Genomic DNA, 15,827 nt, shown 5'->3' on the forward strand with positions numbered 1-15,827 from the left:
CCCTGAGTCCATCAAACAAAAAAAATACATTTCTAATTAATTCGGGCGTGCCCTTTGCTAAATAAAACGGCGGCGTCTGCCGCATAAACCATCAAACCCGATACGTACTCTTGGTCATCGCTTTCGCCATACCCGCCATCAAAAATTTAACCGGCGCAGGAAACTTATAGCCCCCAGCGTTGATTGCTGTGGTGGCATGACGCGCTTCGTCTTCGAGCATTTGCAGTAAGACAGCTTTGCTTTTTTCGTCTTGAATCGGCAATTCTGTCATGTGATGAGTCAGGTGTTTGCAGACTTGTTCTTCGGTGGCGGCGACAAACCCAAGGCTGACTTTATCGCTAACTTTGCCTGCCAGTGCGCCAATGCCAAATGAAAGCCCATAAAAGAGCGGGTTCAAACGGCTGGTGTGGCTGCCTAAATCGTGGATGCGTTGCTCGCACCATACTAGGTGGTCGATTTCTTCGCGGGCAGCTTCTTCCATTGAATCGCGCACTTGCGGCAATTTGGCTGTTAATGCTTGGCCTTGATATAAAGCTTGGGCACACACTTCACCGGTATGGTTTATGCGCATAAGGCCCGCAGCGTGTTGGCGCTCGCTATCGCTCAGTTCGGCAGAACTGCGTTGGCTGGCAGGCGTCGAGCGCTCTGCGGTGGCTGCGCCCGGTACTAAGGTGCGCAATGCCTGATCCGCATTGGTGATGAGTTTATCAAACAGCGAGTAGTGTCGTGGATGTGCAGCCATAAATCCTCCGAAGTTTGAGCCATTTTACGTGATTTACAGCGCAAACGCATGATACAAATCAGGGCATAATAGAAAGCTAATCGAAAGTGCGCCTAGAGTGCATGTGAGTGATAAGGAAATTAAATGCAGGATTTACACGACCTAAAGCTGATTTTAGAGCGCAAAGAGCCACTTGTGGTCATCGAAACTTATGAAGAATCGCGCGCACTAGAGCTGTTAACGCGTCTTGCTATCGAGCGTGGTGATGCGTTGCAGCAATGGACGGTGAGTGATGGTTTGAGGCGTTTGGGTTTTGGCGAAGATGTTGCAGTAGCAGAAAGCGAGTCGCCGGATAAAGCGTTGCGCGCGGTAAAGCTGCGCGAAGAGAGCGGTCTTTTTGTATTTTGCGATTTGCACCCGTTCTTAGATCAGGCTCTGATTGTGCGTTTAATTAAAGACATCGTCTTTCAGCATGAAGGCTTTGGTAAGACCATTGTGTTGCTGAGTCATCAGGTTACTTTGCCTGAAGATCTACAGCGTTATGCGGTTCGTTTTCGCTTAACCTTGCCTGGTGAGGAGCAGTTGTTATCACTGGTGCGCGAAGAAGCGCGTCATTTTTCCCGCACAACGGGGCAGAAAGTAAAAACCGACAATACAACGTTGCAACAAATCGTGCGTAACTTGCGCGGTGTTACCTATGCCGATGCCCGCCGATTAATTCGTGGTGCCATCGTCGATGACGGTGCAATTACTCAAGATGATTTGGGCTCTGTGACTAAGGCTAAAATGGCGTTGTTAGATCGTGATGGCGCTATCCATTTTGAATACGACACTGCACGCTTTATGGATGTGGCTGGCCTTGACGTAATGAAGCAGTGGTTAGATAAACGTCGGGATGCTTTTTTCGGCGATGATCCCAGAATGCGTCCGCGCGGTGTTATGTTATTTGGCGTACAGGGTAGTGGTAAAAGTTTGGCCGCTAAAGCGGTTGCCGGTTCATGGGGCGTCCCGCTGTTGCGCTTGGATATGGGGAATATGTACAACAAGTACATTGGCGAAACCGAACGCAATTTGCGCGAGGCGTTGGAGATGGCCGAAACCATGTCGCCGTGTGTTGTATGGATGGATGAGATTGAAAAGGGCTTAGGTCAGGATGGTAGCGACTCTGGGGTAAGTCAGCGCTTACTGGGCACGTTATTAACTTGGTTGGCTGAGCATAAATCCTCTGTTTTTACCGTAATGACTGCGAACAATATCCATGCTTTACCACCGGAGTTGGTTCGTAAAGGCCGTTTGGATGAGCTCTTTTTTGTTGATCTGCCGCGCGTTGATGTGCGTGAAGCCATCATACGTTTGCACTTAGCCAAGCGTCAGATTGCGGATGACACCATTGATGTCGCAGCGGTTGCAACGGCTAGTGATGGTTTCAGTGGTGCAGAACTGGAGCAGGTGATTGTATCAGCGTGCCACCGTCGCGGACGTTCAATGCAGGCCGCTGAAAAGCGCTTAGTAACGACGGACGATCTGATTGATGAAGTTCAAAGAACTTGCCCGCTCTCGGTCACTATGGCTGAGGCGGTTCAGGATCTTCGTGATTGGGCTGTGGGCCGAGCTGTTTTAGCTGACTCGGCACATTAAATTAAGACGTGGCGCGTGCGTCAGTTGGTTGGTTACTGGCATGACGACGACTCTTAATTTCGAGCAGGGCGTTGCGCAGGCGATCGCCGCTGGCAGGTTTGGCAACCAGATGACGAATGCCTACGGCGAGGGCGTCGGCGCGCACACTACTAATGCTTAACCCTGTTAGCATTAGGCTGGCCGGTTTGATAGTGATGTCGTTATCCGCATTCATACGCTCCGCCAGTTGCAAACCATTCATGATCGGCATGTCGTGATCAATAATGATGAAGTCAAACGGCTGGCCAAGGTTGCATTGGTTGCGCATCATGGCGAGGGCTTCTTTACCACTGTAGGTACTACTTGCTTTCATGCCCCAGCGCTTTACTTGCTTTTCGATCACGTTACGCAGTGAGGCAACATCATCGACAATCAAAATTCGCATACCAATCAAGCTGTCGTCGAGTATGTCTCGATGGCTAACGACCTCTGCTTCAACCGGCATTGGCAAGTACAAGGTGAGAGAGGCGCCTTGACTCGTCATGCTTTCAACTTCTAAAGACGCATGCATGCGCTGTAGTAACTGGCGCATGACCAGTAAATTCCAATGCTTAGTATTGCCTGGTTCAACCTGAGGATGATGATACTGCAGCAAACGGAACAGCATCTTTAGCTCATCCTGTTTCACAATATTGCCGCTTAGCTGCAATTGCAGACGCACGCCTTGGGATTGCGCGCTATTGAAGTAAGACGCATGCAGCGTGAGTTCACCGTAGTCGGTATAGGCTAAGGTGCGCGCGATTAGGTTGTGCAGCAGCGTTTGTAAGCGGTTGCGGTCACCCACCAAACGCGCTGGTAAATCATCGGCAATATCCACCACGAGTTCGACCTGTTTACGAATCGCTTCTTGTTGAAAATGCGCCATGGTCTGACTGAGCATGCTGCTAATAGTAAATGGACGACGTTCAAGTTCGAGTTGACCTTGCTGAATACGGGCAAGATCGGAAATTTCGTTAGCGACAAAGAGCAAATCACGCCCGGCAAGTCCAATGGTGTCGATGTAATCGCGTTGGTTTGCGCTTAACGCGGTATCGGTTAATAACTCATTCATACCGATAACACCATTAATGGGCGTGCGCAGTTCGTGGCTGATTTGCGACAATAAGCCTGATGATAGAGTTAGGTCTGAGGTTTGACGAGCGATGCTAGGGACGGCTCTGCCAGATAATTGCATACAGGCCATTACCAAGCTGGATATCACCGCCATCGGTAACACAATAACCGACCAAGTATGGATAAAATCGAGAGAGAGTACATTCATACTGGTCAGTACCGATAGCACAATTCCGACAGTAACAAAGGCACAACCGAACAAGAGCAAATGTTGGGCTTTCTTTTGTTCGCTACGAGCAAATATTAATAAAAACAGCATGAATATTTCGTTAACGGCGATGCCTAAGCTAATCGACACTTCGTTTAGCGCACTAGAAAGCCAAAATTCACCGCTGCCGATAACGACTTGCAGAGCAATAAACGCCCACAGAGTCAGTCGCACCCAACGTTGGCGCCAGCCGAGGAAAAGAACAACCAAAGTGTGTGCAATGGCAGAAAAATTGATCGAGAGTGATTCTAAACAGCCGTCGAGTTCACCCGATAAGGCAAAGCCAGAATGGAGTAGTCCCATCCAGGACGGGATGAAAATACTAATAACGGCGCAGTAAGCTGCGGCAGCTAATGCCAATTGCATACGATAGCGGCGATAACAAATTAAAAAGTAAATAAAGGCCGCTATGGCGATGCCAATGCTAATACCAACGATAAATTGTTGATGCTGTTCATTAATGACGAAGCGATCAACACTCTTTAAATGTAATTCCGTATTCAGTAGTGCATCTGTGTGAACTCGGATCAGATAGCTCTGTGTGGTTTGCGCACTAATGCGCAGGAAAAAAGGCTGGGCTTGTGGGAAACCACCACGTAATCCATTGCTATCTCGTCCGCCGCGACCTAGTACACTAGGCTCATCGGGATTGGAAATATCAAACAGACGAATATCGTCGATATGCGTATTGGATAAAGTCAGAACGACATCGCGATCGTGGTTGTAGGGATTAGATAAACTAACTCGAAACCAATAGGCTGAGGTTGTAATGCCAAACTTTAGACGATTGCTATGACTTGGAGTAAAGCGCAGTTGTTTGTCTTGGCCGATCATGTCGTCGAGGCTTAAGCGCGCTGACGGATCTTCATAGATGGCAACATAAGGTGTAATCGGATAGTCGAAACTATCGCCGGGAAGTAACACAGGACCACTTGCGATAGCGGTCCGTGACAGGCTTAAACCTGACAGTAACAGCAGCACCAACATACAAGCCGTAGTTAACGAACGAAACTGCTGTACTGTCATTATTGCTGTTCCCTCAGCGCTTAGGTTAATTAAGACTGTTGCTCGCGCTCGACTGCACGATAACCGATATCTGAACGGCAGAACATGCCATTCCAGCTAACACCTTTAATTAACGCATAGGCTTGCACTTGTGCGTCGCTAACGTTATTGCCGAGTGCTGTTGCGCATAACACACGACCACCCGCAGTAACCACTTCGCCTTCAGCATTGAGTGCGGTGCCGGCATGGAATACTTTACGATCTTTGCCTTCGTCAGCGGGTAAGCTGATGACATCACCTTTAGGGTAATCGGCAGGGTAACCGGCAGCCGCCAAGACAACACCTAGAGAAGGACGCGGGTCCCACTGAGTGGTTTCTTGATCAAGCTTGCCTTCCAGCGCGGCTAAGCAATGAGCGACGATATCGGATTGCATACGCATCATGATCGGCTGAGTTTCTGGGTCACCAAAACGACAGTTGTACTCGATGACGCGTGGCGCACCGGATGCGTCGATCATTAAGCCGGCGTATAAGAAACCGGTGTAATCGTTGCCTTCCGCTGCCATACCGTTAACGGTTGGATAAATCACTTCTTGCATGATGCGATCATGGATCTCAGGCGTTACCACCGGTGCTGGAGAGTATGCCCCCATGCCGCCTGTGTTCGGGCCAGTATCTTTGTCGCCAACGCGTTTATGGTCTTGGCTGGTTGCCATCGCCAAGACGTTCTTGCCATCGACCATAACGATGAACGAGGCTTCTTCACCAGCTAAAAACTCTTCGATCACCACACGACAGCCAGCATCACCAAAGGCGTTGCCGGATAGCATATCGGTAACGGCTTCTTCGGCTTGCTCTAGGGTTTCGGCAACGATGACGCCTTTTCCTGCGGCAAGACCGTCCGCTTTAACAACGATAGGCGCGCCTTTTTCACGCAGGTAAGCCAGCGCTGGCTCTACTTCAGTGAAGTTTTGGTACGAACCGGTCGGAATATTCTGACGTGCTAAGAAGTCTTTAGTGAAGGCTTTCGAGCCTTCTAACTGCGCAGCGCCTGCGCTAGGCCCAAAAATCTTCAAACCCGCGGCTTGGAATTGATCAACGACACCGCCAACCAGAGGTGCCTCAGGACCAACAATGGTCAGGCCAATATTGTTGTCGTGTGCGAAGGCTTGCAGTGCATCGAATGCCATGACATCAATGCCGATGTTCTCGACACCGGGTTCAATCGCTGTGCCCGCATTCCCCGGAGCAACGAATACTTTATCGACCAGCGGAGATTGCAGGGCTTTCCAAGCTAGCGCGTGTTCTCGACCGCCTGAGCCAATGATTAAAACTTGCATAAATAACTCTACCTGTGTCGGATTTTAGTGGCGGAAGTGACGCATGCTGGTGAACACCATCGCTATACCGGCTTCGTCGGCAGCAGCGATTACTTCCTCATCGCGAATTGAACCGCCCGGCTGGATAATGGCTTTAATGCCATTCGCCGCTGCGTTGTCGATACCATCGCGGAATGGGAAGAAAGCATCGGATGCCATTACTGCACCTTCAACTACTAAGCCTGCATGTTCTGCTTTAATCGCGGCAATACGTGCTGAGTTGACGCGGCTCATTTGGCCAGCGCCGACACCCACAGTTTGACGGTTTTTAGCATATACAATGGCGTTAGATTTAACGTATTTGGCAACTTTCCACGCAAAGATTAAATCGTGCATTTCGGCTTCTGTTGGTTGACGTTTTGTCACCACTTTTAGCTCTTCGGCTTTGATCATGCCGTTGTCGCGATCTTGTACCAGTAAACCACCGTTAACCCGTTTGTAGTCGAAACCAGGAGCGCGCTCGCTTGGTAACTCACCACAGGTCAATAGACGCACATTTTTCTTTGCTTCTACCACCGCAATGGCTGCTGCCGTGACGGATGGCGCAATAATCACTTCTACAAACTGACGATCAACAATCGCTTGCGCAGTATCAGCATCGAGTTCACGGTTGAAGGCAATGATGCCGCCAAACGCCGATTCGCTGTCGGTCGCGTAGGCTAGGTCGTATGCTTTACGGATGCCGCCTTCTTCATCAGGAACCACGGCAACACCACATGGGTTGGCGTGTTTAACGATGACGCACGCAGGCTTAACGAACGACTTAACACACTCAAGTGCAGCATCGGTATCGGCTACGTTGTTGTATGAAAGCTCTTTACCTTGAATCTGTTTCGCGGTGGCAATGGAGGCTTCTAGTGGGTTAGCTTCAATATAGAACGCCGCTTTTTGATGCGGGTTTTCGCCATAACGCATATCTTGCGCTTTGATGAATTGACTGTTGAAGGTACGCGGGAAATCATCGCGGTTATCTGTACATAGTACTTCGGCGCTTTGGTCGATAGTACCTAGATAGTTAGCAATCATACCGTCGTAAGCGGCGGTGTGTTCGAATGCTTTTAAGGCTAGATCGAAGCGTGTTTTGCTGGTTAAGCCTTTCAGCTCATCCAGTTCCGCCAACACTTTCGCATAATCACTGGCGTTAACCACAATACCGACATGCGCGTTATTTTTAGCGGCAGAGCGGACCATGGTTGGGCCACCGATATCAATGTTTTCGATGGCTAGTGCTAAATCACAATCTGGGCGTGCAACGGTTGCTGCGAATGGGTACAGGTTAACAACCACTAAGTCGATTGGGTTGATACCATGTTCAGCCATGATCGCATCATCTTGGCCACGACGACCTAAAACACCACCGTGAATTTTTGGATGCAGCGTTTTTACACGACCGTCCATCATTTCTGGGAAACCAGTGTAGTCAGAGACTTCAACCGCAGGAATATCATTTTCAACGAGCAGTTTGTAAGTGCCGCCAGTGGAGAGAATTTCTACGCCAACGGCGCCAAGAGCGCGGGCGAAGTCAACGATACCAGTTTTATCAGAAACGCTAATCAGCGCACGACGGATAGGAGTGATGTCAGTCATAGCAACCTGTCATATTTAAAAACAAAAAAGCGGTGGCCAGTTAGGCCCACCGCTTGGAAAGGGATTTAGTTCAAAGCATGCCGAACTGTTTTAATTTCTTACGCAGGGTTCCGCGATTTAAGCCCAACACAACAGACGCTTTGGTCTGATTGTCGCGGGTGTACTTCATGACGGTTTCTAGTAGAGGTGCTTCTACTTCAGATAAAACCATATCGTAGATATCAACTACAGGCTGACCATCTAAATGATCAAAGTAGTTTTGCAGGGCTTTTTCTACGCTATCGCGTAGGGTATGGCTCGGCTCCAAAGGAGCTCTTAGATGTTTCTGCAGATCTGCGGAATCAGTCACGGTGTCTTCAACCTTATTTAACATTGCTTCTGTGTTCATGCTGCCAGTTCCTTTTCTTTCAGGCGGTCCCTGAAAAACTGTTCAACCGCCTGTTGTTGAGTGACAGGGCACTCCAGATGATTGAACTGTCTTCGGAAATCTCCACCTTGTTGGTATTGCAGATACCAGCCAACGTGCTTACGTGCGATGCGTACGCCTGCAAATTCGCCATAAAACTCATATAAGGCATGCAGGTGACGAATCAGTATGTTCTGTACTTCCTCTAATGCTGGCTCGGCCAAGCACTCGCCAGTATTGAGGTAGTGTGTTACCTCGCGAAATATCCAAGGACGCCCCTGAGCCGCGCGGCCTATTAATACGCCATCAGCGCCGGTGTACTGCATTACCTCAACCGCTTTTCGTGCATCGGTAATATCACCATTGGCAAATACCGGAATCGAGACGCTTTGCTTGATGTCTCTAATGGTGTCGTATTCAACTGTGTTCTTGTAGCCACAAGCACGCGTTCTACCATGCACGGCTAAAGACACTATGCCGGCGGCTTGGGCGATTTCGGCGATGCGTACGCCATTACGATTGTCGGGATCCCAACCGGTACGAATTTTAAGAGATACCGGTACATCTACGGATTCGACGACCGCCTGTAAAATATCTTTCACTAAGGCTTCATCTTTTAGTAACGCCGAGCCTGCAGCTTTGTTGCAGACCTTTTTTGCTGGGCAGCCCATATTGATATCAATGATTTGGGCGCCATTTTCGACGTTAAAGCGAGCTCCTGCCGCCATGATCCAAGGATCACCACCGACTATTTGCACCGCAATGGGCTCTGGCTCACCGGTGTGATCAAGCCGCAATTGCGATTTGCGAGTTTTACGTAGATCTGGATTACCAGATACCATTTCGCTGACCACGAGGCCCGCACCGAGTTCTCGACATAGCTGTCGAAAAGGGCGATCAGTGACCCCTGCCATTGGAGCTAGAATCACTGGATTCGGAAGCGTATAAGGACCAATTGCAGGCATCAGGAGTTTGGGCTTCTGGTTAAAAAGTGTGCTATCGAAAGTCGCGGTATGATACTCATAACCCCCTTGTGAATAAAGGGGGAATGTCATGCTTTTGCGTGTTAAATTGGCTTTTTTTCGATCAACCGAACGATGGCTTATTTGTCAATAGTTTACTGGTTCGCGAGGATGCGAATTTGGTAACTGACGGCTTCTGCACCTGGGTGCACTATCTCGAAGCCAATATGTATTGGAATACCGGCTGGCATTAGCGCTTCTCCCGCCAGTTCGCCCGCTAGATATTCGCTCGGTGCGAAGCGTCGATTTGCCAGTACCGCGTCGTTTAAGTCTTTGAATTCCAAAACTAAATCTGGGAATGGTTGTTGCTGACTGGCGTTGTTAATTAATAGAGTATCGACCACTAAGGCATTTTGTAGATCTGGATGAGGTCTTACAACTAAGTGCTGGGTCGCCATATTACGTACGTTTTGCAGGCTCGGAAGTTGGCACTTAAGCCATACACATGCTTGCGCGTACATTGGGCGGAGCGTGGCTGAGCGGGCGCCCGTATCAAAGCGGAAATAAGCCACTTGAGCGGCAATCGTGACGGCAAGAACAAGTGCTCCCAATGCCCATAAACCGTTACGCCTAACCTTCTGCTTAGTGCTTGGTATGCTAAGACTGGCTAACGATGGTGGCGGTAGATCAAACTCTAGGCTTTGGCTAGCAAGCTCTATGTCGCCACCCAACTTGAAGTTATCGTTATCTTTGTAGTCTATTTCTTCGATATCGTTGTATTGGTCGAGATCATCATCGTCAATACCTTGGGTATGGTATTCGTCAACATGCGGCCCTTCGGTTGCGAATGCTGACTGCTGGCGATTGAATGGCGCATCAAGATCGTCGAAAACACTTTCGTCCGGACCATCAATGTCGTCCATGTAGTTTTTGCGCTTGGTCGACGATTTAGGTTCATCGTCTTGCAAAAGATTGAGCGCCCATGAATCGGCGTCATCTGTCGCCGACTCGGCATTATTGTAACGATTAATCGGTTTTAAAATATCTTCATCAGTGTCATCAAGTGCATGGTCGTCAAAGTCGATCATGGCATGGGCAGGGGAAGACCCGCTTTCTTCGAAGAACATGCCGTCGTCATCCGAGCCGTTGGCGGCTTCTTGGGCGATTTCGTCGAGTAGAAAATCGAAATCGTTTTCTGAGTCATACTTCGAATCACTGTCACTGGTTTCATTGCCCGAGAACTCTGCAGCGTTGCCTATGAGCTGATCAAATTCATCATCCGTTTTAGCCGCGTTAAAATCGTCAAAGCGCTCGGGTTCCGAATAGGAAATTTCTCCAACTGCCTTATTATCGCTACTGCGTTGGTCGTCTGGAACGAGACCCATGCCCATATCATCGAACTCATCACTCGATAGTTCGATATCGAGTGTTTCATGATTAGTGCTGTTGTTCGTCGCTGGCGTTTCAGCGAAGGACGGCTCTAATGCTAGTTTGGCACCATCGTCGTACTCAACATTAATATTGTCATCAACCGGCGCAAACAGAGAATTAGCCTCGAGGCTGTTTGTAGTGGTTTGCTTAGGTTTGTTTTCTATAGTTTCGTCTTGTGTTGCAAGCCAATCGTCGCTTTCTTCCGGAATGTCGACAAGGTCTAGTGTCTCTTCAAGCTCCGACACTTCTTCAAGCTCTATCGCCTCTTCAGGCACGAGTGTTTCTTCAGGCTCGAATACAGGTGAATTTTCATAAGATAGGGTTTCATCGCCGTCGATTAAATCATCAAGTTCACTATCGTCGGCTAGATCTGCGTTCAGAATGTCTTTGTCATCGGCGTCATCGGCGTCATCGGCGTCATCGTCGATCAGTAGATCATCCAGATCCATGTCGTCGTGAATTAAAATATCGCCTTCGCGTATCACTTTATTTACGCGTGGATCGACCACCGGCGGCAAAGGTCCCTTAGCAGCCATTGGTATCTCGGCATCTGCGTCGTCATCGCCAAAAGGATCATCCATATCGTCACTGATGGCAGAAAAAACGTCGTCATCAACATTATTAGCAATAGGATCGGCGTCACCAAAAGCCTGATCATGAGCAGAGAAAACGTCGTCTTCTAGGCTTTCCGCTGAAGATTCAAGCTCGGCTTCAGGCGTTACTTCAAGCTCGAGCTCATCATCCACATCCGCAAGATCGAACGAAGCAGCATCTTCAGCATTAGCTGAGCTAGATAGTACTTTGTCTAGATCTTCGTCCTCGTCATCCGCAGGTAAGGTAAATTGTAAAACCTTACTTGCCGATTTTCTTGGCGTTGCATCTGCTGTTGTCTCTGCCAATGGGGTATTGGTGGAGGTGGAATTGATTTCGGCTGAGCGAGGCGTGCTCGAAACTGAGTTAGCGTGCTCTTCATTGGTAATGAAATGCTCGGCAGCTTTGAATACTTGCAGGCATGAGCCGCAGCGCACGGCGCCACCGGCAACATTGAGTTGCTCAGCGCGAACACGAAAACTGGTCCGGCAATGTGGACAGCGCGTAACCTGCATGCTCATGATAACCCTTAGTGTTTAATCCCTGTCAGTACAACCCAATCGCCCAGTTGTTTGGCTGGGTTCATGGTAAACCATTGGCTGTAACAAGCGGATATCTCTTCAGCCTGCTCTGCCAATAGGCCTGATAGAGCGAGTTTACCACCACTGCGCGTCAGACTAGCGATATGTTCAGCAAGATCGGCTAGCGGCCCCGCTAAAATATTCGCCACGGTTATGTCTGCCTGTATCGCAGGGGTATCTTCTGGCAGGTAGATTTCGTAGCGGTTATCGTCGATCTTGTTGCGACCGGCGTTGTCACGGGTAGCGGTTAGCGCTTGTGGATCAATGTCGACACCGATCATATGGCGTGCGCCCAACAGTAATGCTGCAATACCTAAAATACCGCTACCACAGCCGTAATCGACTACTAATTCGTCGCCTTCAACCGCACTATCGAGATAAGTTAGGCAAAGAGCAGTGGTTGGATGGGTGCCAGTACCAAAGGCAAGGCCCGGATCCAACATCAGATTGACGGCATCCGCATGAGGAGGCTCGCGCCAGCTTGGGCATACCCAAAGGCGCTCACCACACGGCATGGGATGATAGTCGTCCATCCAAGCGCGAATCCAGTCTTTATCTTCAACGATTTCGATTTTAAACGGAGGCAAGGTATCGCCGCCTTCAACCTTGAACATAGTGGCTAGCTGATCGCTCAGCTCTTGGGCATCGGTATCTGCTTCAAATAAGCCAATGACTTGGGTTTCATCCCACATAGGTGTGGTACCAAGCTCCGGCTCTAAGATGGGCTGGTCGGCATCGTCTTGTAAGGTAACTGAGAGCGCACCGCAGCCGAGTAGGGCATTTTCTAATGCTTCCACATCATGCTGAGTGGCGTGTAACCGGATTTGAATCCAAGACATGCTGTTAAACCTTACTTAATTGTTTGCTTAATTGTGCGATGGCACCTTGCAGTGCCAGTTCATAGCCTTGTACGCCTAAACCGCAAATGACGCCGACCGCGATATCCGATAGGTAAGAATGTTGGCGGAAAGCTTCGCGCGCATGCACATTCGAAATATGAATTTCAATAAATGGAATAGCCACGCCCGCGAGTGCATCACGCAGTGCCACACTGGTATGGGTGAAGGCGGCGGGGTTAATAATAATGAATTCGGTGCCATCCGTACGCGCAGCATGAATGCGATCGAGCAGAACATGCTCGGCATTGCTTTGCAGGTGTGATAATTCATGCCCAGCGGCCTGCGCTTGCTGCGATAGTGTGATTTCTATGTCGCTTAGCGTGGTTGAACCATAGATATGAGGTTCGCGGGTACCCAATAAATTCAGATTGGGGCCGTTTAAGACCAGAATGCGTGCCATGATGAATTCCCAGATGGTATAGAAGGCATAACTCCCGCGAGTTTGCCGAAAAAGCCCTTAACCGTCCAGCGCAGAGCTAAGAAACCGGCACTATTGGCCATTTGAATGGTGCGATGAAACAAGCGGATTAGCCATGAGCGTCTATATTGAATGAAAACCGACAGGTTGCATTCTTAACTATATGGCTGGTGTATTCGATTCCGCATGAAGCTTATGTCTCTAACTCACTCTTGGCTTCGTTGGCCTACGCTGATGTTGCTGGCTAGTGCTTCGCTGTTTCTCAGCGCAGACAAGGAGCAGTGGGTGCCAGATAGTTTATCGCAAAAAGCGCGACGTGATTACAATGACAGAGCAGCCGATCGCATTGATGCTTGGCGTGACATGATGCATCGAACGGCGAATGAATCAGAACAAGAAAAACTTGCAGAAGTGAATCGGTTTTTTAATAAGTACATACGCTTTCAATCAGACGAGCAGCACTGGGGTAAAGTGGACTATTGGGCTAGCCCTTATGAGTCGCTTGCTTCGGATGGCGGCGATTGCGAAGACTACGTTATTGCTAAATATTACTCGCTGCGTCAGCTTGGCGTTGATACACAAAAACTGCGTATTACTTACGTAAAGGCTATTCGCCTAAATCAAGCGCATATGGTACTAACGTATTTTCCGCAGCCAGATTCGATACCACTGGTGCTGGATAATCTCACCCGGGCTATTCGCCCTGCGGATGAGCGCACCGACCTTGATCCTGTTTACAGTTTTAATGGTGAAGGTATGTGGTTAGAAAAGATGAAAGGACAAGGCATACTGCTGGGTAACCCCAATAAGCTCGACCTTTGGACGGATTTACGGATTCGTATGCATGAACTCGGCATGGATTTATAAGGAAGGCGTAACATGACACTAAGACAACAATTCTCACTACTCACCAGTTTGCTGGTCGTAGTACTGCTGGTGGGCAATCTGCTGGTCACAGTGTTCAATGGACGTGATTACTTCCAACAGCAATTGAATGCTCGAGCTTATGATGCCGCAACTTCGCTGGCCTTATCTATGTCGCAAGTGGATAGCAGCGATGAAGTGCAACTTACCCGTTTGATGGATGTTTTATTTGATCGCGGTTTTTTTGCTGAGATTTCATTTTTACGTACCGATGGCACTGCTATCCATCGTCGTGCTCGTCAAGCACTGGATGCCGACTCAGCCCCTAACTGGTTTAAAAACTGGGTTGCTCTTGATTTGGTCGCGGCAGAGGCGGATGTCACGCGTCAATGGCGTCGCTTAGGCTCAGTTCAGGTGATCAGTCATAGTGATTTTGCTTACCGTGATATGTGGGCCATGGTGCGGGCTGAATTCATTTGGTTTGCGTGGGTACTGTTGGTATCGCTGATTTTATTACAGCTGTTGTTACGCTGGTTGTTTAGCCCTTTAATTCGTGTTGAAAAACAAGCCTTGGCAATTTGTGAGCGTGACTGGCAAATACAGACAGAAATTCCTCGCGCTAGAGAATTACGCCGTGTTGTTTTAGCCATGAATAAAATGGTGTTAAAGCTTCAAAGTATTTTTAGCGAGCAGTCGGCGATGACCGAAAAGTTACGCGAAGAATCATACTTGGATGTCAGTACCGGTTTATTAAATCGTCGCGGTTTTGACCAGCGTTTTGAGCATATTCTAAAACGCGATGATGAACACAGCGGCGTATTGATTCTATTGCAGTTGCATGACTTCGCTGAATTTAATCAACGTGAGGGGCGCCAAGCTGGTGATGACGTATTAACCCTTTTGGGGCAGGTACTTAGCCAATGGCGCATGGAGTACCCAAATACCATTTGTGGACGTCGCTCTGGCGCTGACATTGCGCTCTATATTCCTTGCGCAGATGGTGCCCAAGCTGACGATTTAATGCAGCAATCGTTCAGTCAGCTCAGTATGACGACCCTGTCTCAGCGTAATGAATTAGTGTTTCATATGGGGGCGGTATTCTTACAAGGGCAGCAAGATGACCCTGTCATGGCATTCAGCCGCGCCGATGCCGCGTTAAGACAAGCTCAACGTCAGCCAACCTCGCGCAGCGTTATGTATCGCGACGAAGTGGTTCAGCAACAGGAGTGGACGGCCGGTGAATGGCGTCAGTTGTTGCATCAAGTATTAGAGAGCGGATCTCTTAGTCTGCAATTTTTACCGGTTATTGGTAATCGCGATCAGCATTTATTGCAGTTCGAAGTATTTAGCCGCATTGAGTGGCAAGGACAAATGCTTTCGGCGGCGCGTTTCTGGCCAATGGTTGAACAGCATCAACTGGCTGCTCGTTATGACGCTTGTGTTATCGAGCGAGTGTTAGAAAGCATGATCGGCGAAGATGTCGCCAGTCGTGGACTGCGCTTCTGTATTAACTTGTCGCCAGCGTCAGTGATTGATGAGCAATTCCATTATCAACTACAAACACTATTTCAAAAATATCCTAAGCAAGCGGCGCATATAGCGTTAGAAGTGCCAGAGTTTTGCTTGCAAGCGGCTGAACATGCGTTAGCTCGTTTAGCCTTACTATTACAGCCGTTAGGCGTAGTGGTTGGTATTGATCAGGTCGGTACAGGTACGATGGCGTTTGCTTACTTGCAGCGCTTGCAACTGGATTATGTGCGCATTGATGGCAGTTTTAACCGCGGTGTTCACCTTGCTCAAGATCATCGGTTCTTTATTCAGTCGATGGTGCAGATTGCCCATAACTTAGATTTATTAGTGTTGGCCGAAGGCCTAGAAGATGAGCAAGATGTTGCCGCGATTCGTCATACGGGTGTAGATGGGCTCGGTGGGTATTACTTTAGTCGCCCAATTAACTCGCTTGAAGATGCGTTAAATTGGGTTCA

The 15,827-nt window shown here is 48.9% G+C and carries 12 protein-coding genes; 3 read left to right on the forward strand and 9 right to left on the reverse strand.

The features are described from left to right. Positions 1 to 91: 91 nt before the first annotated feature. Positions 92 to 742: a 2-polyprenyl-3-methyl-6-methoxy-1,4-benzoquinone monooxygenase gene (coq7, locus tag UXZ23_RS04200; protein ID WP_320819391.1), complete on the reverse strand. Its 651-nt coding sequence runs from the start codon at positions 740 to 742 to the stop codon at positions 92 to 94. A gap of 123 nt (positions 743 to 865) precedes the next feature. Between coq7 and UXZ23_RS04205 the strand changes: the two genes are divergently transcribed. Next, on the forward strand, positions 866 to 2,359 hold the full coding sequence (locus UXZ23_RS04205) for an AAA family ATPase (protein WP_320819392.1): 1,494 nt from the start codon (positions 866 to 868) through the stop codon (positions 2,357 to 2,359). 1 nt (position 2,360) lies between these two features. On the opposite strand, the gene UXZ23_RS04210 is transcribed toward UXZ23_RS04205, so the two are convergent. From UXZ23_RS04210 to aroQ, 8 genes are all read right to left on the reverse strand, one after another. Further along, positions 2,361 to 4,745, reverse strand: coding sequence for a 7TM-DISM domain-containing protein (locus UXZ23_RS04210; RefSeq protein WP_320819393.1), 2,385 nt, complete (start codon positions 4,743 to 4,745; stop codon positions 2,361 to 2,363). Between the two features lie 29 nt (positions 4,746 to 4,774). Further along, positions 4,775 to 6,064, reverse strand: coding sequence for a phosphoribosylamine--glycine ligase (gene purD / locus UXZ23_RS04215; protein ID WP_320819394.1), 1,290 nt, complete (start codon positions 6,062 to 6,064; stop codon positions 4,775 to 4,777). Between the two features lie 24 nt (positions 6,065 to 6,088). Beyond that, positions 6,089 to 7,690, reverse strand: coding sequence for a bifunctional phosphoribosylaminoimidazolecarboxamide formyltransferase/IMP cyclohydrolase (gene purH, locus UXZ23_RS04220; RefSeq protein WP_320819395.1), 1,602 nt, complete (start codon positions 7,688 to 7,690; stop codon positions 6,089 to 6,091). A 70-nt stretch (positions 7,691 to 7,760) separates the two neighbouring features. Next, complete coding sequence (gene fis / locus UXZ23_RS04225) at positions 7,761 to 8,078, reverse strand: DNA-binding transcriptional regulator Fis (protein ID WP_015487960.1); 318 nt, start codon at positions 8,076 to 8,078, stop codon at positions 7,761 to 7,763. Then, a complete protein-coding gene (gene dusB, locus UXZ23_RS04230) occupies positions 8,075 to 9,061 on the reverse strand; it encodes a tRNA dihydrouridine synthase DusB (protein ID WP_320819396.1) in 987 nt (328 codons plus the stop codon). The genes fis and dusB overlap by 4 nt, the downstream gene beginning before the upstream one ends. Positions 9,062 to 9,213: 152 nt before the next feature. Next, positions 9,214 to 11,601 carry a DUF3426 domain-containing protein gene (locus UXZ23_RS04235; protein WP_320819397.1) on the reverse strand — a complete coding sequence of 796 codons (2,388 nt, stop codon included), beginning with the start codon at positions 11,599 to 11,601 and terminating at the stop codon, positions 9,214 to 9,216. Between the two features lie 8 nt (positions 11,602 to 11,609). Then, entirely contained in the window at positions 11,610 to 12,500 is an 891-nt protein-coding gene (gene prmA / locus UXZ23_RS04240; protein WP_320819398.1) for a 50S ribosomal protein L11 methyltransferase, read from the reverse strand. Between the two features lie 4 nt (positions 12,501 to 12,504). After that, on the reverse strand, positions 12,505 to 12,960 hold the full coding sequence (aroQ, locus tag UXZ23_RS04245; protein WP_320819399.1) for a type II 3-dehydroquinate dehydratase: 456 nt from the start codon (positions 12,958 to 12,960) through the stop codon (positions 12,505 to 12,507). 303 nt (positions 12,961 to 13,263) lie between these two features. On the opposite strand from aroQ, the gene UXZ23_RS04250 reads away from it, so the two are divergent. Further along, on the forward strand, positions 13,264 to 13,845 hold the full coding sequence (locus UXZ23_RS04250) for a transglutaminase-like cysteine peptidase (RefSeq protein ID WP_320819400.1): 582 nt from the start codon (positions 13,264 to 13,266) through the stop codon (positions 13,843 to 13,845). 12 nt (positions 13,846 to 13,857) lie between these two features. After that, positions 13,858 to 15,827 (forward strand): EAL domain-containing protein (locus tag UXZ23_RS04255; protein WP_320819401.1); only part of this gene is annotated, 1,970 nt, incomplete at its 3' end.

The sequence above is a fragment of the Thalassolituus sp. genome, assembly GCF_034111725.1.
GTDB lineage: Bacteria > Pseudomonadota > Gammaproteobacteria > Pseudomonadales > Oceanobacteraceae > Thalassolituus.